The organism is Novosphingobium sp. CF614 (assembly GCF_900113255.1).
Classification (GTDB): domain Bacteria; phylum Pseudomonadota; class Alphaproteobacteria; order Sphingomonadales; family Sphingomonadaceae; genus Novosphingobium.
The window spans coordinates 190,889-211,134 of sequence record NZ_FOOR01000002.1; the positions used below are offsets into that span (position 1 = coordinate 190,889).

Genomic DNA, 20,246 nt, shown 5'->3' on the forward strand with positions numbered 1-20,246 from the left:
CCCTATCGCAGTTTCAGCGTGGCCAGGCCGATCACGGCCAGGACCAGCGAGATGATCCAGAAGCGGATGACAACGGTCGATTCCTTCCAGCCGAGCTGCTCGAAATGATGGTGGATCGGCGCCATGCGAAACACCCGGCGCCCGGTCCGCTTGAACCAGAACACCTGAATGATGACCGAAGCCGCCTCCAGCACGAAAAGGCCGCCGACCACCGCCAGCACGATCTCGTGGTGCGCGGCGACGGCGATGGCGCCCAGTGCGCCGCCCAGCGCAAGGCTGCCGGTGTCGCCCATGAACACGGCGGCGGGCGGCGCGTTGAACCACAGGAATGCCAGGCACGCGCCCATGATCCCGGCGCAGAAGATCGCCAGCTCGCCCGCGCGCGGCACGTGCGGGATGCCGAGATAGGTGGCGAAGTCGACGCGGCCCGCGAGATAGCAGATGATCGCGAAAGTGCCGGCGGCGATAATCACCGGCATGGTCGCCAGACCGTCAAGCCCGTCGGTAAGGTTCACCGCGTTGCCCGCCCCGACGATCACGAAGGCGGCGAAGACGTAGTAGAACGGCCCCAGCGGGATGTACCGGCCCGACAGGAACGGGACGTAGAGGTTGGTATTGAGCTGCGAGACGATGATCCACGCGGCAACCCCCGCCACCACGAATTCCATCAGCAGGCGCACGCGGCCGGGCACGCCCTTGTGGCTGCTTTTGGAGACCTTGTCGTAATCGTCCATGAAGCCGATCGCCCCGAAGCCGACGGTCACCGCGATGCAGGCCCAGACGAACGGATTGCTCATGTCCATGTAGAGCAGCATCGAGCAGATCAGCGCGGTCAGGATCATCAGCCCGCCCATCGTCGGCGTGCCGCGCTTGGCGAAATGGCTCTGCGGGCCGTCGTCGCGGATCGGCTGGCCCTTGCCCTGGCGCACCCGCAGCATGTTGATGAACTTCGGGCCAATCACCAGGCCGATCAGCAAGGCCGTCATCAGCGCCGCGCCAGAGCGGAACGACTGGTAACGGAAGAGGTTGGAAAGACCCTCGAATTTCAACCATTCGGCAATGAGATACAACATCTTCCGGGGGCGTCCCCTTACCCTTCCTGCTTGCTTAGCATCGTCACGAGGGAAGCCAGACCCACCGAATTCGAACCCTTGACCAGGATGGCGTCATCCCGCTCCAGCCCGAATGCACGCAGGGTATCCATGGCATCCCGCACATTCGGGCAATGCGCGAAGGCCACCGTTTTGCCAAGCGAGTTGGGGTCCGATTTCCCCAGTTCGCGGGCGAGCGCGGCCATTTCCTCGCCGACCAGGACAGCATAGTCGACCCCGGCCTCGCGGACCGGCGCCGCCAGGGCGGCGTGATAGTCCGGACCGTGGCTGCCAAGTTCCTTCATCGCCCCAAGCACGGCGATGCGCCGGCGCGCCGGCGTCCGGCCGAGCTGCGCCAGCGTGGCGCGCATCGAGGCGGGATTGGCGTTGTAGCTTTCGTCGATCAGCAGCGCCTTGCGCTGGCCGCTGGCGTCGGGCTCGCCGCCGGGCACGTCGATCTCCAATCGCGCGCCGCGCCCCGGCAGGCCGCCCATCTCGGCCAGCGCGACGCCCGCCGCGCCAAGGTCGCCCTTGACCGCGCGCACCGCGGCCATCACCGCCAGCGAGTTCATCACCTGGTGCTCGCCGGGCGCCGCCACCGTGTAGCACACGCGCCGGTCGCCCATGTCGACGGTCACCAGCGAGCCACCGCCGATCGCGGCGACGGTATCCAGCAAGCGCACGTCGGCATCCTTCGCCTTTCCGAACGAGACCACGGCGGCGCCGCATTCCAGCGCGGCTTCCTTCAGGCGATTGAAGTGCGCGCTGTCGGCCGGGATCACGGCCGTGCCGCCGGGCTCGAGGCCCTGGAAGATCTCCGCCTTGGCGTCGGCGATGGCTTCCTCGGATCCCAGCATCTCGATGTGGGCGGGGGCGATGGTGGTGATGACGGCGACGTGCGGACGCACCTGGCGGGTCAGCGCGGCGATCTCTCCGGCATGGTTCATGCCCATCTCGAACACCGCGAAGCGCGCGCGGCTCGGCGTGCGGGACAGGCTGAGCGGCACCCCGACATGGTTGTTGTAGCTCTTGACCGAACGATGCGCGTCGCCCCGGCTGGTGCGATCGAGCGCGGCGAAGATCATCTCCTTGACGCCGGTCTTGCCCACCGAGCCGGTGACGCCGATCACCGGCCCCCGCGTGCGCAAGCGCGCGGCGGCGCCGAGCCGCACCAGCGCGTTCAGGGTGTCGTCGACCAACACGTGGGGACCATCGACCGGCCGATCGACCACGACCGCCGCCGCGCCTTTGGCGAAAGCCATCTCGACGAAGCGGTGGCCGTCGGTGCTTTCGCCCTTCAGCGCGAAGAACAGGTCGCCGGGCTGCACGTCGCGGCTGTCGATCTCGACGCCCGAAACCGCGAATTCGGCATTGGCGGTGCCCTTCATGACACGGGCGAGGCTGACCGCATCCCACAGGACGTGCGGGTTCTCCTCGGCCGCTTCGACAGGCCAGTCAAGAATGCGGACTGCTGCGTTCATCGTCATGTTCCTCTCAGCGTGCCAGCCATTTCCCTGGCCACGGTGACATCGTCGAATGGCAGCACGCGCACGGCGTCGCCGCTGCCGATGATCTGCCCCTGTTCGTGCCCCTTGCCGGCGATCAGGACGATGTCCTTCGCCCCGGCTTCGGCGATGGCGGCGCCGATGGCCTCGCGCCGGTCGCCGATTTCCCGCACGCGCGCCGAATCGGCGACGCCGATGCCGGCAAGCACCATGGCGCGGATCGCCGCCGGATCTTCCCCGCGCGGGTTGTCGTCGGTGACGATCGCGAGGTCCGCACCCTCGCTCGCCACCCGGCCCATTTCCGGGCGCTTGCCGCGATCGCGGTCGCCGCCCGCGCCGAACACCGCGATCAGCCGCCCCTGGACATGCGGGCGCAGCGCGGCGATGGCGGCTTCCAGCGCGTCCGGCGTATGCGCATAGTCGACATAGACCGGCGCGCCCACCGGCGAAATCGCCGCGCGTTCCAGCCGCCCCCGCACCGTCACCAGCCGCTTCATCGCATCGAAGGTCGCGTCCGCATCGCCGCCGGTCGCCAGCACCAGCCCGGCGGCGACGAGCGCGTTGGCCGCCTGGTAGGCGCCGATCAACGGCAAGTCGATGATCCGCGCCTTGCCGGCATGCTCGATCTCCAGCCTTTGCCCGAGCCCGCCCGGCTTACGGCCCAGGAGGCGGATGTCCTCCCCCGTCGCGCCCACCGTGAACAGCTTCAGGCCGCGCGCCCGGGCATGCTCTACCGCGCTGTCCGACCAGGCATCGTCGGCCCAGATCACCGCGGTGCCGCCGTCGGCCACCACTTCGCCGAACAGGCGCATCTTCGCGGCGAAGTAATCGTCCATGTCGGCGTGATAGTCGAGATGATCGCGCGAGAGGTTGGTGAAGGCCGCCGCCGCCACGCGCGGGCCCTCGATCCTGAACTGCGAAAGGCCGTGGCTGGAAGCCTCGTAGGCGACATGCGTCACGCCCTCTCGTGCAAGGCCGGTAAGATTGGCCAGGAACGTCACGATATCGGGCGTCGTCAGCCCGGTGGAGACGCTTTCATCGCTGGTGGTGACGCCCAGCGTGCCGATCGAAGCGGCGCGCTGCCCGGCCATGCGCCAGATCTGGCGGGTCAGCTCGACGGTGGAAGTCTTGCCGTTGGTGCCGGTGACCGCGACCAGCATTTCCGGAACCGGCGTGTAGAAGGGCGCGGCAACGCGGGCGAAGAGGCGGCGCGGCTCGGGATCGGCCAGGTGGACGGCGCCCTCCACTTTCGCCTCCGGCCGCGCAACGATGGCAACCGCACCCGCCTCGATCGCGGCGGCGATGAAATCCTCGCCGTTGAACCGCGCGCCCGGGAAGGCGCCGAACACGGTGCCGGGCGCGACCTTGCGGTGATCGATGGCGAAACCGGTGACATTGGCGTCCGGGCCGGCGAAGGGCAGGCCGGCGGCAGCGCAAAGGGCGGAAAGTTTCATTCGCCTTCGGCTCCCTGCGGGATCAGTGGCTTGAGATCGGAAATGTCGATGTCGCGCGTCTCGTCGGGCATGATGCCCAGCAGCGGGCCGATGCGCGGAACGACGCGGCTGACGACCGGCGCGGCGTTGAACGCGGCGGTGCGCTGAAAGGAGGTCGCCTCGGTGCCCTGCGGTTCATCCATCATGGCGATGACGACGTAGCGCGGCCGGTCCATGGGGAAGGCGGCGGCGAAAGTCGAGATCAGCGAATGGTGGCGATAGCCGCCCACGCCCGGTTTTTCCGCGCTGCCCGTCTTTCCGCCGACGCGAAAGCCCGGTGCCTCCGCCCTGCGACCGGTGCCGTAGGACACGATCATGCGCAGCAGCTGGCGGATGCGGGCGCTGGTGGAAGCCTTGAACACGCGCCGCCCGGCCGGAACTTCCGAGGGATCGAGCTTCCTGAGCGTGGCCGGACGCCAGATTCCGCCGTTGACCATCGCCGCATAGGCCGATGCCAGATGCAGCGGCGTCACCGCGATGCCGTGGCCGTAGGACACCGTCATCGTGCGCAGGCGCGGCCATTCGCCGCTCGGCCAGAGCGGGAAACCGCGCGCGGGCAGCTCGATATAGGGCCGCTCGTTCATTCCCAGCGCTTCCATCGTCTGCTTCAGCCGCGCGCCACCCAGTTCATCCGCGATCTGCGCGGTAACCACGTTTGAAGAGTGGATCAGCGTTTCCGGCACGTTGAGCGATGCCCCGAAGCTGTGGCTGTCATGGATGGTGAAGCCGGCGATATGCAGCGGCGTGGCGGGCCAGCGGCGGCCGAGATCGGTGATCGTTCCCGCATCGAGCGCCGCGGCGATGGTGATCGGCTTGAACGCCGAACCCAGTTCGTAGACCTGGTTGGTCACGCGGTTGAAGCCATGGGGCACGTCGCCGGCGCGGGCCTGCGCGTCCGAAATGGTCATGTCGCCGGGCTCGACGTGATTGGGATCGAACGAAGGCAGCGAGGCCAGCGCCAGCACTTCGCCCGTATCCACGTCAAGGATCAGCCCCGCCGCGCCCTTCGCCCGGCTGAGCGCCATGCCCCTGGCCAGTTCGTCCTCCAGCGCGCTCTGCACCCGGAAGTCGATCGACAGCACGGCCGGATGCGTGCGGCCCTCCGCGCTGATGAGCTGCGTGTCGAAGGCCTGTTCCATGCCCACCTGGCCTTTGCCGTAGCTGTCGACATAGCCCAGGACATGCGCCGCCATCGAACCCTGGGGGTAATAGCGCGTCGTCTCGCGCGGGAATTCGAGCGCCGGTTCGCCCAGCGCGTGAATCTTGTTGGCCTCCTCCGGAAGGATCGACCGGCGCAGGTAACCCGGCTGGCCCGCGACCAGCTTGGCGATCAGTTCCCGGCGATCGAGTTCCGGGAATATGCGCAGGAGCCCGTCGGCCACTTCCTTCGGAGAATGGATCAGCGGCGAGCCTTCCGTCATCGCCTTGGGATTGTACCACAGCGAATAAACGCGAAAGTCGCGGGCCAGCGGCACCCCGTTGCGGTCCACGATCTCGCCCCGGTCCGGGATCAGCGCATTGCCCAGTTCATCGCGGTGCGGCCCGGCGCCGGTCACGCCCAGATAGCCGATACGCGCGAGCGCGCCCGCCCCGACCAGCGCGAAGACGCCCAGCACCCACAGGGTCCGCAGCTTGGCGACCAGCAGCGAACGCTGCCGGACATTGACCAGCTTGCGCCGACCGGCGGAGGCCGCCGTCGGAATCGCCCCGATGGGAAACGCCGGGGCGTTCACTGCGCGCCGGCCTCCGCCACTTCGATGCGGGCCAGCCGCTTGCCCAGCGCGGCGGCATCGCGCACGAGTTCCGCGCGCTCGGGATCACGGCCCTTCGGAGCCTTCGCGGCGGGCTCGGCCGGAGCGGCCGGCGCGGCGGTGGCCCCGGTCACCGGAGAAACCATCGCCAGCAGCGAGGAGCCGGTGTCCGGGGAGACGGGTTTTTCGGCATTGGCATAGCGGATCGGCTCCGGCGCGCCGGGGCCCGCCGCCGTGCCCAGCGCCGCGAGCTGCCGTTCGCCCTCGATATATTGCCCGGCCCCGGGCGCCTTGTAGCCGAACTCCAGGTCGTTCAGCTGCTTGAGCGCCTGCTGGTTGGACCGGGTCTGGAACTCGGTCTGCAGGAAATCGATGTCCTGCTGCACCCAGACCGTCCGTTTCTCGGCGTCGCGGACCTGGCTCTTCACGGCGTTGACCCGCAGCGTCAGCGCGATCGTCAGCGCGCCGCAGATCATCAGCACGGAAATCCAGCCGATCGAGCGGATGCGGTCGCTGGTGAGGTTCATGCGGCACTCCTGTGAAACGTTCGGGCGGGGGCTTCGGTGCGCACGGCGCTGCGCAAGGTGGCGGAACGGGACCGCGGATTCGCGGTCAGTTCGGCCTCGCCGGGACGCACGCCCTTGGCGACTTGCGCGAATGTCGGGGCGGCCCCGGCGGCGATTTGCGGCAGATGGCGCGAGGTGGACCGGCCGGCACCGCTGGCATCGCGCAGGAAGTGCTTGACCCTGCGATCCTCCAGGCTGTGGAAAGCGACCACGGCCAGCCGGCCGCCGGGGCGCAGCAAGGCCTCGGCGGCGGCCAGCCCGGCGTCGAGTTCGTCGAGTTCGCCGTTCACATGGATGCGGATCGCCTGGAAGCTGCGCGTCGCCGGGTCCTTGGGTGCGCCCGGGCGATGGCCCAGCGCCTTGCGCACCACGCGCGCCAGTTCGCCGGTGGTGGTCAGCGGCCGCGCGGCGACGATGGCGCGGGCGACGCGGCGCGACTGGCGCTCTTCCCCGTAGAGGTAGAGCACGTCGGCGATCTCGGCTTCGTCGGCTTGGTTGACGAAGTCGGCGGCGGAAGGGCCTTCCCGGCTCATGCGCATGTCGAGCGGGCCGTCCGCCGCGAAGGCGAAGCCGCGCGCGGCCTGGTCGAGCTGCATCGAGGAGACGCCGATGTCCATGACCACGCCGTCGACCCGGTCGATCCCGGCCTCCGCCAGTCCCTCGGCCATCTCCGAAAAGCGGCGCGGATGGAGCACCAGGCGCGGCGGATCGCTTTCCAGCTCCGGCCACTTCCCCGGATTTCCCCGGATCGCGGCGATGGCATCGGGATCGCGATCGAACGCGTGGACGGTCGCCCCGGCATCCAGCAGCCGGCGGGTATAGCCGCCCGCCCCCAGCGTCGCATCGACGATGAGGTCGCCGCCCTGGGGGTTCAGGGCGGCGACCACCTCCTGGAGGAGCACGGGAACATGCGGAACGGCGGCGTTCATTTCTTCTTCGCCCTGGCCAGTTCGGCATCGGCGAACGAGCAGCAGGTGGCGATGACGCCCTCCATCTCGGGGTCGTCCGCGAGTTTGTAGAGCTCTTCCGGATTCCAGATCGTGAAGAACCTGCCGACGCCCTGGAAATAGAGCTGGTCCTGGATATTGGCGAGGCTGGCCAGCGCTTCGGGCATGACGAAACGGCCGCTGGTATCGAACGGCGTGGGCGTGAAGGTATAGAGCTGCATGGCCCGCTTGTCGCGGTTGAACGGGCGCTGGGCGGCGTCGGCGCGGGCCTGCTCGGCGTCGAGCTGGGCTTCGAAGTCGGCGACCCGCGAAAGACCGAAGCCGACCAGGCATTTCCATTCGGAATGCTTGGCCAGGCAGATCACGTCCTTGCCGCTCGATTCGCGCACGGTGGTGCGCAGCGCGTTGGGCAGCACGAAGCGGTTCTTGTCGCGTAGAAGCGAAAAGCCCTGCCCGCTGTAAATATGTGGCTGCCCCGCCATGCCGCCCCGTTTCACCCCTAAGGTATCCGTCTCGAGAATGACCAACCCCGCCCCAGCCGCGCACCCGCGCGGCTGGGCTCCGCGCCCACGCGGGACACGGCGAGACTCAGCCATTTCGATTGGCTCCATCCATATAACGGGAAATGCGGGGAACAAAGGGAATTATAGGGATTTGCGGGAATTAATCCACAATTCTGGTCAGATAACGGGAACATCCGGGAACCGTTCGTCACTCGCCCGGTATCCTGATTCAGAATATTAATATTTTTATTTCAATTAGTTATGACGGAATCGCAGGGGATTCCCGAATATCCCCGCCATGGCCTTTCCGGGCAGTCGGACCGGGATGCGGCCACACCCGGCAATCGGTGTAAAAACCCGCGCATTTTCGCAGTGCGGCGCCGGAAACCGCCGCGACTCGCGCTTGTCCCGCGCAGCGGCTGGCCAGTGGATCATCGCTTCCCCGATTTTCCCCGGCTGATGCCAAATCCCATGGATCGGAACTCTTGTTCCCTCCTCCCTTCGAAGGACTTGGCACGAGAGCCTCACAGGTTCCATCGACGCCGTTGTCATGCCCCACGACCACCGGGGGACCACCGGGGGACCAGGGGGGGGGGGGGGGGGCGGGGGGGGGGCACGGGGGGGTCCAGGCGGAACCCGGGCGTGCCCTTAAGGCCGCTCGGTTCCACTGTCGCTGGGGGTCGGCGTGGGGCTGGGATCGGCGGCCGGAACGACGCCGATGTCGGCAAGCGGATCGGTGGCCGGCTTCTGGGGCCTGGCGTCGACGGCGACCACGTCGTGGATCGGGTCCTGGGTATCGGTCAGCTTGGCGCGGTCCATGATGATGTTGGCCAGCCCGACGATCAGCAGCATCGCGCAGAGTCCGAACAGCCCCACTTGCAGGCGATGCACCGCCTGCGCGCGCAGCTCGCGCGCGCCCGGCGCCGCAAAGTGGCGAACGGTGGTGACCGGCTCGACCATGCCGGGGATCACCTGGGGCGGAATGTGTCCTGCCATCGGCAAGACGTTTACCTCAGCTTGCGAGCCAAGGGAAGACCGGCAATCCCTTCGCCTCCAGCCAGGCGGCGTTGTAGAGCGAGGAGAGATAGCGAAAGCCGGTGTCGCACAGGATCGTCGCCACTCGCGATCCGGGCCCCAGCCGCTTGCCCAGCATCACCGCGCCGGCGACGTTGATGCCCGAGGACAGCCCCAGGCACAGTCCTTCCTCGGCAAGCAGGCGGCGCACCCATTCCAGCCCTTCCTCGTCAGAGACGCGGAACTGGGTGTCGATCGGGGCGCCTTCGAGATTGGCGGTGATGCGCCCCTGCCCGATCCCTTCCGCGACGGAAGTGCCCTCCGCCTTGAGCTCGCCATGGGCATAGTAGTTGTAGAGCGCGGCGCCGTGCGGATCGGTGAGCGCGATCGTCACCTTCTCGTCGAAGGCCTTCAGGCCCAGCCCGGTGCCGGCGATGGTGCCGCCGGTGCCGGCCGCGCAGGTGAAGCCGTCGATCCGGCCTTCCATCTGCGCCCACAGTTCCGGCGCGGTGCTTTCGATGTGGGCCTTGCGGTTGGCGATGTTGTCGAACTGGTTGGCCCAGACCGCGCCCTCGGTCTCCTCGGCCAGGCGGCGCGAGGTGTGGACGAAGTGCCCGGGGTTGGAGAACGGCGCCGCCGGCACCAGCACCAGTTCGGCCCCGAGCGCGCGCAGCGTGTCCATCTTCTCGCGCGATTGCGTCTCGGGCATCACGATCACGGTCTGGTAGCCCAGCGCATTGGCCACCAGCGCCAGGCCGATCCCGGTATTGCCCGCCGTGCCTTCGACGATGGTGCCGCCGGGCTTCAGCAGCCCCCGGCCTTCGGCGTCGCGCACGATCCACAGCGCCGCCCGGTCCTTCACCGAGGCGCCGGGATTGGCGAATTCGCACTTGCCCCAGATTTCGCAGCCGGCCGCCGCGCTGGGCCCCTTGAGCAGGACCAGCGGCGTATTGCCGATAAGATCGAGCGTGGAGCGCTTGGGCGCCGGGGCGATCGTCGATGCTGTCATGGCCGCGAGAGTTACGAAGCGGGAACGCAAGGCGCAAACGAATTGCGCCTTACCCATCCCAAATCAATCTTCCAGCGCCGATCAGTCTTCCTGCGCGATGGTGACCTTGCAGCCTTCCAGGGCGGCAGTCACCGGCACCTGGCAGGACAGGCGCGAATATTCGTTGCGGTGGCCCGAACTGTCGAGCAGGTCGTTCTCGTCCTCGCTCATCGGCGGCAGCTTGTCCATGTAGGCGGGATCGATGTGGACATGGCAGGTCGCGCAGGAGCAGCAGCCGCCGCACAGCGCCAGCAGTTCGTCGAAGCCGTTGTCACGGATGGCTTCCATCAGGGTGCGGCCTTCGCTGGCCTCGACGTTCGATTCCTCACCCGAATGATTGACGACGATGATCTGCGGCATTGTTTCCGAATCCCCTTTGATGCGCGGAGCATTGCAAATACGGCGGGCACATGCAGTGGTATGCGCGTTTGTCGCAGGCTGCTAAAGGCTGCGCCCCGCTTTTGCAAGGCAGTCGAATCCATGGGCCTGACCACCGATCAACTTAAATCCGGGCTCGACGCGATCGCCGGTCGGGAGCCGGCCATCGCCCGCGCGCTGGAGATCGCCGGCTACCCCGAGCCGCGTATCCGCCCCACCGGCTATGCGACGCTGCTGCGCACGATCGTGGGCCAGCAGGTGAGCGTCGCGGCGGCGGCATCGGTATGGAGCCGGCTGGAAGCGCTGCTGGGCGAGGGCCTGCCGCCCGAAACCCTGCTCGCCGCCGATTTCGAGGCGCTGCGCGGCTGCGGCCTGTCACGTCAGAAGCAAGGCTATGCGCGCAGCCTGTGCGAACTGGTCGCGGCCGGCGCGCTGGACTTCGACGCCCTGCCCCGCGACGACGAGGAAGCCATCGCCCAGCTCGTCCAGATCAAGGGCATCGGCCGCTGGTCGGCGGAGATCTACCTGCTCTTCGCCGAAGGCCGGGCAGACATCTGGCCGGCCGGAGACCTTGCCGTGCAGGCCGGTCTCCACCGGATCCTGGGCCTGGAGGCCCGCCCGGACGAGAAGCAGACCCGCGCCCTGGCCGAACGCTGGCGCCCCCACCGCGGCGCGGCGGCGATCTTCACCTGGCACTGCTACAACAACCCGGCGCTGTGAACCGGCCGCCGCCGCGTGACGCCGGAACCGGCGCGGCGCGGGGCCGAAAGCCATCGCGGGAGGGATTGCCGCCGCAACGCCGCCCCAGCGGAATGCGCGCCTGGAGAATGCCCGCCCGGCCGGGTTGCTAGAGACGCTCCAGCACCGGCACCAGCTCGTCGAAGTGGTCGATCACCGCCGCCGCGCCCAGTTCGCGTGGCGGCAGGTCGCTGAAGCCGAAGCTCACCGCCACGCAAGGGATGCCCGCCGCCGCCGCCGCGCGCGTATCGTAAGTGGTGTCGCCGATATAGGCGGCCCGCCCGCCGCCGCCGCGCGCGATCATCAGTTGCAGCAGGTCCGGCTTCGGCTTCCCCCTGCCCGGCCCCAGCGTATCGCCGCCGATGATCGCGCAGAACCGATCCGAAAGGCCCAGTTCGGCGAAAATCTTCACCGCGAAACGCTCCAGCTTGTTGGTGACGACCGCGATCCTCGCCCCGCGCGCGGCAAGCTGGTCAAGCATCGCCTCGCCGCCCGGGAACAGCCGCGTCTCGGCGGAAATGTTGCGTTCGTAGAACGCCAGCAAGGCCGCGTGCAATTGCTCGAAGCGGGCCTCGTCCGGCAGGCCGCCGGTCGCCTCGAACGCCCTGGTCAGCATCTTGCGCGCGCCCCCGCCCACCATGGCGCGCACCTGCGACGCGGGCACGCCGCGGCGTCCGTCCAGCCCCAGCGCGTGGTTGACGGCGTGGGCCAGGTCGCGGTGGCTGTCCAGCAGGGTTCCGTCGAGATCGAACCCGACGATGTCGAAAGGAAACGCTGTCATGCCCGGCCCAGTGGCGGCTTGGAGTGGAATCCGCAACAATTTGCTGGCACATGGAACGCATGACCCCTGCCGATACCCCGCTTGCCATCGTCGTCCTCGCCGCCGGCAAAGGCACCCGCATGAAAAGTAACCTGCACAAGGTGCTCCACCCGATCGCCGGGCGGCCGATGCTCGAACACCTGCTGGAAAGCGCGCGGGAACTCGCGCCCGAACGCCAGGTCGTGGTTGCCGGGCACGGGCGCGAGCAGCTGGAGGCGGCGCTGGGCGCGCGCGCGGTGATCGCGGTGCAGGAACCCCAGCTCGGCACCGGCCACGCGGTCCAGCAGGCCGAGGGCGCCCTGGCCGGGTTCGCGGGCGACGTGCTCATCCTCTACGGCGACGTGCCGTTCGTCCGCGCCGCGACCATGCGCGCGATGATCGACCGGCTCCATGCGCCGGACGCGCCCGCCGTCGTCGTGCTCGGCTTCACGCCGGAAGACCCGCTGCAATACGGCCGCGTGCTGGCGCATGACGATGGGCGGATCGCGATGATGGTCGAATACAAGGACGCCAGCGAGGAACAGCGCGCCTGCCGCCTGTGCAATTCGGGGCTGATGGCGGTCAAGTCGGCGGATCTGTTCGCGCTGCTCGCCCAGCTCGGCAACGACAATTCCCAGGGCGAGTACTACCTGGTCGACATCGTCAACATCGCCACGCTCGAAGGGCGGCCATGCGCGGTGATCGTGACCGACGATCCCGACGAAGTGGGCGGCATCAACAGCCGCAGCGAACTCGCCGAGGCCGAGGCACGCTGGCAGCGCCAGCGGCGCATCGCGGCAATGGCGGACGGCGCCACGCTGATCGCGCCGGAAACCGTGTTCTTCGCCTGGGACACCCGGCTGGGACGCGACGTCACGATCGAGCCGAACGTGGTGTTCGGCCCCGGGGTGCAAGTTGCCGACAATGTCACGATCCACGCATTCTCCCACCTCGAAGGCGCGACGCTGGAAAGCGGCACTTCGATCGGACCCTATGCGCGCCTGCGCCCCGGCGCCGTGCTCAAGCAGGGCTCGCGCATCGGCAACTTCGTGGAAATGAAGAACGCGGTGCTTGGCGAAGGGGCCAAGGCCAATCACCTCACCTACCTGGGCGATGCGGAAATCGGCGCCGGCGCGAACATCGGCGCGGGCACCATCACCTGCAACTACGACGGCTATTTCAAGCACCGGACGGTGATCGGCGAGCGTGCCTTCATCGGCTCCAACAGCGCGCTTGTCGCCCCCGTGAAGATCGGTGCCGACGCCATCGTCGCGGCGGGCAGCGCCGTCACCCGCGATGTCGCCGACGGCGAGCTCCGGCTGGTGCGCGGCGAGCAGCTCGTCAAGCCGGGCTGGGCCGACCGCTTCCACGACGCGATGAAAAAGAAGAAGGCGGAGCAGAAGAAATAGGGTTCGGCTTCATGCCGGCCTTCGCCGGCCTTGTCCTTCAGCGCCTCCCTCGCTCAGCGGCGCAGGCCTGCGGCTGACATCAAATCTCTCGGGGCGAGGCGGCGAAGCCATGACGAAGGAAGAAGGCGGGGGAAACCTGGTATTCGCGTCCGGTAGAGTCATCCGGGGCCGAAGGGGTGCCGGGCGATCCCGCTACGAGCCGATCGCCAGCTTGCGGGCGATGTAGCCGAGTTCGCTCTTCGCCACTTCACTGTTCGGATCGTATTCCTGCGACTTCCGGAACAGCCGTTCCGCCTCTTCGAAGGCGCCCATTTCGATCCGGTTGTAGCCCATCCCGCGCAGCGCCCGCGCCGCGATCGCGGCATCGGGACCGGCCTTGTCCTTGTCTACCACGTCCCAGGCATGGGCGAACAGATCGTAGCTCTTGCGCCATTCCCGCCGCGATTTGAAGAGTTCGGCGTATTCATTGGCATAGTGCGCGTTGTCCGGCGCCATCTCGGTCGCCAGCCTGAGTTCGGGTTCGGCCAGGTCGCCCCGCCCCAGGTCGATCAGCGCGAAGCCCTTGCCGAAATGCGCGTCGCAGACGCAGGGATCGAGCGCGATCGCTTCGGCGGCCTTCCCGGCCTTGGTCCCCGAACCCAGGCACAGCCGGGGCCGCCGATCGCCCGCGTACCGGGCGTCGCTGGCGGCGATCACCCGGTCGAACGCTTCGATCGCCTGATTCGGCTTGCCGGCCCGGATGAAATCGAACCCGGTGCTGACCTGCGCGCGCGCTTCGGCATCGAGACCGGCGACCGGGCCGGCGAGCGATGCGCTGCCCTTGTCGTCCGCCATTGCCGGCGCGGTGATCGCCGATATTCCCGCAATGGCCTGCAAAATGGCCAGCCGAGGCAACGGTCGTTTCAAGCCTTTCTCTCCCGTCTTGTAAAAGACAGGTTCGAAGCTATCCCAATCGGGCCGTTTCACAAACCTGAAACGAAGTTGTTCCAGCTTCCCCAGACTCAGCGGAGAGCCCTAAATGCCCAACAGCCCCTGGAGCCATGCACGCAGTTCCTCCATCGCCGACGATGTCGATTTCGAGATCAAGGGCCAGGAACTGCAGTTCATCGAGATCGAGCTCGACCCCGGCGAAAGCGCCGTCGCCGAGGCCGGCGCGATGGTGTGGAAGGATTCCGACATCGACATGACCACCGTTTTCGGTGACGGTTCGGGCGATCAGGGCGGCGGCTTCATGGGCAAGCTGCTGGGCGCCGGCAAGCGGCTGGTGACGGGCGAGAGCCTGTTCACCACCGTGTTCACGCATCGCGGCCAGGGCAAGGCCCGCGTCGCCTTCGCCGCGCCGGTGCCGGGCGTCATCCTGCCGATCAAGCTGGACGACCTTGGCGGGCGGCTGATCTGCCAGAAGGACGCCTTCCTCTGCGCGGCCCGCGGCGTCTCGATCGGCATCCAGTTCCAGCAGCGGATCATGACCGGCCTGTTCGGCGGCGAGGGCTTCATCATGCAGAAGCTGGAAGGCGATGGCTGGGTCTTCGTGCAGATGGGCGGCACCGTGATCGAGCGCGAGCTTCGCCCCGGCGAGGAACTGCATGTCGATACCGGCTGCGTCGCCGCCTTCACGCCCGGCGTCGATTTCGACGTGATCCGCGCGGGTTCGGTCAAGTCCATGATCTTCGGCGGCGAAGGCGTGTTCTTCGCCCGGCTGCGCGGGCCCGGCAAGGTGTGGATCCAGTCGCTGCCCTTCTCGCGCCTGGCCGGCCGCATGCTCGCGGCGGCCGGATCGCGCGGCGGCCAGAGCCGCGGCGAGGGTTCGGTGCTGGGCGGGCTCGGCAATCTGCTCGACGGCGATTGAACTCCGCTTGTGCTTGATATCAGTATGTGATATCAAGATATCATGACACGCATCCTGGCAGACCTTCCGGACGAGGACATCCGCTGGCTGGACGCGCGCGCCGCCGAACTCGGCAAGTCGCGCGCGTCGGTGCTGCGTGAGGCGGTGAGCACATATCGCGCCGAATCCTCCAAGGATTGGATCGATCGCGGCTTCGGATTGTGGAAAGATCGAACCGATATCGGGGATGCCGTCGAGTGGCAGCGACGCGAACGCGCGGGCTCGACGCGGCCTTGGGACTATGATTACGAGGAAGTGCGCAGTGAATTCCCGGACCTGTTCGACGAGCAGGATGACCGAGAACACGAACATTATCGCAAGGTCATGGGCGAGGATGCATTCGCCCCCCGTCAGCCGAGACCGGATGACCTTCAGCGGTGACTACGATCGCGTTTGACGCCAATATCGTCATCGACGCACTCTTGGGAATACCGGCCGCACGGACCGAACTGCGCCGCGCGGCCTCGGGTGGGCGACGCGTCTGGATCAGCCGAATGGCCTGGATCGAAGTAATGTCCAAGGGAGAAGGCAAAGCGCTGCAGGAAACCGAAGCGTTCCTCTCGGGCTTCGCCATCGACGAGATCGACGAGGAGATTTCGACTCGCGCCGCCGGCCTCAGGCGTGAACGGCCGCGCCTGCGTTCGCCCGACGCGATCATTCTCGCCAGCGCGCTCGTGCGCGGCCGCATCCTCGTCACCCGCAACACCAAGGATTTCCCGGCGGCCATGCCGGGCATCCGCGTGCCCTACACTCTTCCTACTCCCTAACGCCCAACCCTCTAACGAAAGCGCGTCATTCATGTGCGGAATCATCGGCATCGTCGGCAAGGAAGACGTCGCGGACAGGCTGGTAGACGGCCTCCGGCGCATGGAGTACCGCGGGTATGACAGCGCCGGGGTGTGCACCGTGCACGATGGCCAACTGGTGCGCCGCCGCGCCGAAGGCAAGCTGCTCAACCTCATCAAGGAACTCGTGCGGGATCCGGCCCCCGGCCTCACCGGCATTGCCCACACCCGCTGGGCCACCCACGGCGCGCCGACCGCCGCCAATGCCCACCCCCACGCGACCGCCGAGCTGGCGCTGGTGCACAACGGCATCATCGAGAACTTCAAGCCGCTCCGCGAAGGGCTGGAAGCGCGCGGCCGCACGTTCGAAAGCCAGACCGACACCGAAGTGGTCGCCCACCTCGTTTCCGAGCGGGTCGAGGCGGGGCTCTCGCCACAGGATGCGGTCAAGGCCGTGCTGCCCCTGCTGCGCGGCGCCTTCGCGCTCGCCATCGCCTTTCGCCGGTTCCCCGACATGCTGATCGGCGCCCGCCTGGGCTCGCCGCTGGTGGTCGGCTATGGCGAGGGCGAGACCTACCTCGGCTCGGACGCCCTGGCGCTTGCGCCGCTGACGCAGCGGATCACCTACCTCGAGGAAGGCGACTGGGTGGTCATCACCAGGGCCGGGGCGCAGATCTTCGATGCCGACAACCGCCCGGTGGAACGCGAGGTGGTAACCTCGGGAGCCTCCGCCGTGGCGATCGAGAAGGGCAACTACCGGCACTTCATGCAGAAGGAGATCTTCGAGCAGCCGACGGTGGTGGCCCAGACCCTGCGCAGCTATATCCGCCAGGTGGACCAGTCGGTGGCGCTGCCGCAGATCGACTTCGACTTGTCCGCGATCAGCCGCATCACCATCGTCGCCTGCGGCACCAGCTACTACGCCGGCATGGTCGCCAAGTACTGGATCGAGGCATTCGCCCGGCTGCCGGTCGACATCGATGTCGCCAGCGAGTTCCGCTACCGCGATCCCGTGCTCGAACCGGGCGGCCTGGCGCTGTTCATCTCGCAATCGGGCGAGACCGCCGACACGCTGGCGGCGCTGCGCCACTGCAAGGCGGCGGGACAGACCATCGCCGTCGTCGTCAACGTGCCCACCAGCACCATGGCGCGCGAGGCGGACCTGCTGCTGCCGACTCACGCCGGGCCGGAGATCGGCGTCGCCTCCACCAAGGCCTTCACCTGCCAGCTCGCGGTGCTGGCGGCACTGGCCGCGCACCTTGCCGTCAGGCGCGGACGGATGGACCGGGCGGAAGAGACCGCCGTCGTCCACCAGCTCGTCGAGACGCCGGCCTGCCTCAACGCCGCGCTCTCTCACGACGAGGAGATCGCCGCCATGGCGCATCTCATCGCGCCGGCCCGCGACGTGCTCTACCTCGGCCGGGGTCCGGACTATCCGCTGGCCCTGGAAGGCGCGCTGAAGCTGAAGGAGATCAGCTATATCCATGCCGAGGGCTATGCCTCGGGCGAGATGAAGCACGGCCCCATCGCGCTGATCGACGAAGCGGTGCCGGTGATCGTGCTCGCCCCGTCCGGGCCGCTCTTCGAAAAGACCGTGAGCAACATGCAGGAAGTGCGCGCGCGCGGCGGCAAAGTGGTGCTGATCTCCGACGCCGAGGGCATTGCCGAAGCCGGCGAAGGCTGCATCGCCACGATCGAGATGCCCAAGGTCCACCCGCTGATCGCGCCGCTGGTCTATGCGGTGCCGGTGCAGCTGCTTGCCTACCACGTCGCCTGCGTGAAAGGCACCGACGTGGATCAGCCGCGCAACCTGGCCAAGAGCGTCACCGTCGAATAACCGCCCCTCCGGCAAGGAAACAACGGCCCGAAAACAACCGCAAGACCTTTACCGGGTAATAACTCTTCGTGCGGTATTCTAGCAGGTGTGAACGCAAGGTCGCTTCAAAACAAAGTCCTTCCCAAGGAACTTCCCATCCTCGCCGTGCTTGGCCTGTCCAGCCCCGCCGGAGGGGACTGGGCGCGCCTGCGCGGCCTTCAATATTCGAGCCTGGGCAGCGCCGCTTCGATCCGCCTGGCCACGCAAGGCGCGGCCGTGCTGGCCACCGCGGCACTGTTGCAGCGTCAGATCCATGTCGCGGCGATCCTCGGCTGGGCCGCCATGGTGGCCGCCACGCTGTGGCAGAATTTCCGTATCGACCGATCGCTCGCCGATGCCGACCAGCGCCGGATGTCGCGCCACGAAGTCCAGACGCTGATGGTCGGCGCGGTGGTCAACGGCCTGGCCTGGGCGATGCCGCTGGGCTGCTTCGGCCTTTTCATCGCGCCCCAGGCCCAGATCAAGATATGGACCGTGCTGGCGATGCTGATGACCGCATCGGCGATCCTGCTGCCCGCCGTGCCGATGAGCACGCTGCTGTTCGCCGGCATCGTCGGCGGTTCCGCGGCGGTCTATTTCCTGTTCGCGGGCATCTACGACATGGCCGGCATCGTGCTGGCCTTCACCGCCACCATCTTCATCGGCGCGATCGAGGGCGGGCGGCGCTATATCGCCACCAAGATCGCCGAGGCCGGCATGCTCGAAAAGGACGAGGTCGTCTCGCTGCTGCTGCGCGAATTCGAGGAAGGCGAGGCCGACTGGCTGTGGCGGACCGACACCGCGCGGCGGGTACGTTCCGTCTCGCCGCGCTTCGCCTATGCCCTGGGGCGCGATGCCGCCGAGGCGGAAGGCATGCCCTTCATCCAGCTGATCGCCGGAGCTGCCTGGGAAAGCGAGCAGCTGCCCTCCAGCCTGCACGACCTTGCCGAGCGCCTGAAGCGCCGCGAGTATTTCTCCAACCTGCTGGTGCGCGTGACGGTCGGCGGCGAGGCGCGCTGGTGGGAGCTTTCGGGCGCCCCCCGGTTCGACGAGCACGGCGTGTTCGACGGGTTTCGCGGCGTCGGCTCGGACGTTACCGAGGCGCGCGAGAATTCCGACAAGATCGCCTGGCTCGCCCGCTACGACACGCTGACCGGGCTGCCCAACCGCATGATGCTGACCGAGGCGCTGGGCGATGCCCTGGCTTACGCGGAGCAATGGCGCTCGCGCTGCGCCTTCCTGATGATCGACCTCGACCGCTTCAAGGCCGTCAACGACACGCTCGGCCATGTCGTCGGCGACCAGTTGCTGGCGCGCGTTTCCGATCGCCTCAAGGAACTGATGAGCGAGAACGAGCTGTGCGGCCGCCTGGGCGGCGACGAGTTCGCCGTCGTGATCCGCGACGCTTCCGATCTCGGGCGCGTCGACCGCGTCGCCCAGCAAGTGATCGCGCGCCTTTCGCAGCCTTATGAAATCGACCACCACACGCTCTACGTCGGCGCCTCGATCGGCTCGGCGATCGGCCCGCGCGACGGCTCCACCGTCGAAACGCTGATGCGCAGCGCCGACCTGGCGCTCTACCGTTCCAAGGATGCCGGCGGCAACGCCCACTTCACTTACGAACCGGCGCTGCACGCGCATGCCGAGGAACGGCGCATGCTGGAATTCTCGCTGCGCCGCGCGCTCGATCGCAACGAGTTCTCGCTTGCCTATCAGCCGGTGGTCGATGCCCAGAGCGAGGCCATCGTCGGCTTCGAAGCCCTGCTGCGCTGGAACTGCGCCGAGCAGGGCCCGGTCACTCCGGCCAAGTTCATCCCGCTGGCCGAGGACACCCGCCTGATGGTGCCGATCGGCGAATGGGTGCTGCAGACGGCCTGCCGCGAAGCGAAGAACTGGCCCGAGCACGTGCGCGTCGCGGTCAACGTCTCGGGCGAACAGCTGCTCGATCCCAATTTCGCCGCCAGCATCGTCGGCGCGCTGTCGCAAAGCGGCCTCTCGCCGCGCCGCCTCGAGATCGAGGTGACCGAGAGCATCTTCCTGCGCGATGCCGGCCTTGCCCGGGCGGCGCTCGAACAGATCATGGGGCTGGGCTGCGGCGTGGCGCTCGACGATTTCGGCACCGGCTATTCCTCGCTCGGCTACCTGCGCAAGCTGCGCTTCTCGACCATCAAGGTCGACCGCTCGTTCGTGCACGGCGCCGCGACCGGCAACCCGGAAAGCCTGGCGATCATCCGCGCGGTCGTGGCCATGGCCGAAAGCCTCGGCATGTCGACGACCGCCGAGGGCGCCGAAACCGAGAAGGAAGTCGAAGTGATCCGCAAGCTCGGCTGCCGCCGGATCCAGGGCTACTTCTTCGGCCGCCCGATGCCGGCGAAGGAAGCCGAGGCGCTGTTTCGCAGTCCCCTCTACCTGGCCAGGCAGAACGTGGCATAGGCCGCACCGGCCGTCCGCGCGCGGGCGCAGCCGTCGAAGCAGT

The 20,246-nt window shown here is 67.8% G+C and carries 19 protein-coding genes; 7 read left to right on the forward strand and 12 right to left on the reverse strand.

What is annotated here, in order from left to right; translation table 11 throughout:
* Positions 1–2 precede the first annotated feature (2 nt).
* The 10 genes from mraY to BM052_RS03855 all read right to left on the reverse strand — a co-directional run bounded on the left by mraY (position 3) and on the right by BM052_RS03855 (position 10,278).
* The gene (gene mraY / locus BM052_RS03810; RefSeq protein ID WP_091143424.1) at positions 3–1,073 is read right to left on the reverse strand and encodes a phospho-N-acetylmuramoyl-pentapeptide-transferase; all 1,071 of its coding nucleotides are present in this window, start codon (positions 1,071–1,073) and stop codon (positions 3–5) included.
* 17 nt (positions 1,074–1,090) lie between these two features.
* The gene (gene murF, locus BM052_RS03815) at positions 1,091–2,572 is read right to left on the reverse strand and encodes a UDP-N-acetylmuramoyl-tripeptide--D-alanyl-D-alanine ligase (RefSeq protein ID WP_091143427.1); all 1,482 of its coding nucleotides are present in this window, start codon (positions 2,570–2,572) and stop codon (positions 1,091–1,093) included.
* 2 nt (positions 2,573–2,574) lie between these two features.
* Complete coding sequence (locus BM052_RS03820; RefSeq protein WP_091143430.1) at positions 2,575–4,050, reverse strand: UDP-N-acetylmuramoyl-L-alanyl-D-glutamate--2,6-diaminopimelate ligase; 1,476 nt, start codon at positions 4,048–4,050, stop codon at positions 2,575–2,577.
* The gene (locus BM052_RS03825) at positions 4,047–5,822 is read right to left on the reverse strand and encodes a peptidoglycan D,D-transpeptidase FtsI family protein (protein ID WP_091143433.1); all 1,776 of its coding nucleotides are present in this window, start codon (positions 5,820–5,822) and stop codon (positions 4,047–4,049) included. Before BM052_RS03825 ends, BM052_RS03820 begins: the two co-directional genes overlap by 4 nt.
* On the reverse strand, positions 5,819–6,367 hold the full coding sequence (locus tag BM052_RS03830; protein ID WP_091143435.1) for a hypothetical protein: 549 nt from the start codon (positions 6,365–6,367) through the stop codon (positions 5,819–5,821). The genes BM052_RS03825 and BM052_RS03830 overlap by 4 nt, the downstream gene beginning before the upstream one ends.
* A complete protein-coding gene (rsmH, locus tag BM052_RS03835; RefSeq protein ID WP_091143437.1) occupies positions 6,364–7,335 on the reverse strand; it encodes a 16S rRNA (cytosine(1402)-N(4))-methyltransferase RsmH in 972 nt (323 codons plus the stop codon). The genes BM052_RS03830 and rsmH overlap by 4 nt, the downstream gene beginning before the upstream one ends.
* Positions 7,332–7,835 (reverse strand): division/cell wall cluster transcriptional repressor MraZ, encoded by a 504-nt coding sequence (locus BM052_RS03840; protein ID WP_091143439.1) that lies wholly within the window; start codon positions 7,833–7,835, stop codon positions 7,332–7,334. Before BM052_RS03840 ends, rsmH begins: the two co-directional genes overlap by 4 nt.
* Before the next feature lie 669 nt (positions 7,836–8,504).
* Positions 8,505–8,852, reverse strand: a complete 348-nt coding sequence (locus BM052_RS03845; protein WP_369821492.1) for a hypothetical protein — start codon at positions 8,850–8,852, stop codon at positions 8,505–8,507.
* Between the two features lie 16 nt (positions 8,853–8,868).
* Positions 8,869–9,879 (reverse strand): cysteine synthase A, encoded by a 1,011-nt coding sequence (locus BM052_RS03850; protein ID WP_091143445.1) that lies wholly within the window; start codon positions 9,877–9,879, stop codon positions 8,869–8,871.
* A gap of 81 nt (positions 9,880–9,960) precedes the next feature.
* Positions 9,961–10,278 (reverse strand): 2Fe-2S iron-sulfur cluster-binding protein, encoded by a 318-nt coding sequence (locus BM052_RS03855; RefSeq protein ID WP_091143446.1) that lies wholly within the window; start codon positions 10,276–10,278, stop codon positions 9,961–9,963.
* A 120-nt stretch (positions 10,279–10,398) separates the two neighbouring features.
* On the opposite strand from BM052_RS03855, the gene BM052_RS03860 reads away from it, so the two are divergent.
* A complete protein-coding gene (locus tag BM052_RS03860) occupies positions 10,399–11,016 on the forward strand; it encodes a DNA-3-methyladenine glycosylase family protein (RefSeq protein ID WP_091143449.1) in 618 nt (205 codons plus the stop codon).
* Positions 11,017–11,143: 127 nt separating this feature from the next.
* Here BM052_RS03860 and BM052_RS03865 read toward each other — a convergent pair whose 3' ends face one another.
* Positions 11,144–11,815, reverse strand: coding sequence for an HAD-IA family hydrolase (locus BM052_RS03865; protein WP_091143451.1), 672 nt, complete (start codon positions 11,813–11,815; stop codon positions 11,144–11,146).
* A gap of 59 nt (positions 11,816–11,874) precedes the next feature.
* Here BM052_RS03865 and glmU point away from each other — a divergent pair, with 59 nt between their 5' ends.
* Positions 11,875–13,242 carry a bifunctional UDP-N-acetylglucosamine diphosphorylase/glucosamine-1-phosphate N-acetyltransferase GlmU gene (gene glmU, locus BM052_RS03870; protein WP_091143913.1) on the forward strand — a complete coding sequence of 456 codons (1,368 nt, stop codon included), beginning with the start codon at positions 11,875–11,877 and terminating at the stop codon, positions 13,240–13,242.
* Between the two features lie 192 nt (positions 13,243–13,434).
* Here glmU and BM052_RS03875 read toward each other — a convergent pair whose 3' ends face one another.
* Positions 13,435–14,148: a tetratricopeptide repeat protein gene (locus BM052_RS03875; RefSeq protein ID WP_255405944.1), complete on the reverse strand. Its 714-nt coding sequence runs from the start codon at positions 14,146–14,148 to the stop codon at positions 13,435–13,437.
* A 112-nt stretch (positions 14,149–14,260) separates the two neighbouring features.
* Here BM052_RS03875 and BM052_RS03880 point away from each other — a divergent pair, with 112 nt between their 5' ends.
* The 5 genes from BM052_RS03880 to BM052_RS03900 all read left to right on the forward strand — a co-directional run bounded on the left by BM052_RS03880 (position 14,261) and on the right by BM052_RS03900 (position 20,203).
* The gene (locus BM052_RS03880; RefSeq protein WP_091143453.1) at positions 14,261–15,091 is read left to right on the forward strand and encodes a TIGR00266 family protein; all 831 of its coding nucleotides are present in this window, start codon (positions 14,261–14,263) and stop codon (positions 15,089–15,091) included.
* A 42-nt stretch (positions 15,092–15,133) separates the two neighbouring features.
* The gene (locus tag BM052_RS03885; RefSeq protein ID WP_091143455.1) at positions 15,134–15,511 is read left to right on the forward strand and encodes a ribbon-helix-helix protein, CopG family; all 378 of its coding nucleotides are present in this window, start codon (positions 15,134–15,136) and stop codon (positions 15,509–15,511) included.
* Positions 15,508–15,897, forward strand: coding sequence for a type II toxin-antitoxin system VapC family toxin (locus tag BM052_RS03890; RefSeq protein ID WP_091143457.1), 390 nt, complete (start codon positions 15,508–15,510; stop codon positions 15,895–15,897). The genes BM052_RS03885 and BM052_RS03890 overlap by 4 nt, the downstream gene beginning before the upstream one ends.
* Before the next feature lie 31 nt (positions 15,898–15,928).
* The gene (glmS, locus tag BM052_RS03895; RefSeq protein ID WP_091143459.1) at positions 15,929–17,752 is read left to right on the forward strand and encodes a glutamine--fructose-6-phosphate transaminase (isomerizing); all 1,824 of its coding nucleotides are present in this window, start codon (positions 15,929–15,931) and stop codon (positions 17,750–17,752) included.
* 144 nt (positions 17,753–17,896) lie between these two features.
* Positions 17,897–20,203: a putative bifunctional diguanylate cyclase/phosphodiesterase gene (locus tag BM052_RS03900; RefSeq protein ID WP_091143917.1), complete on the forward strand. Its 2,307-nt coding sequence runs from the start codon at positions 17,897–17,899 to the stop codon at positions 20,201–20,203.
* Positions 20,204–20,246: the final 43 nt, after the last annotated feature.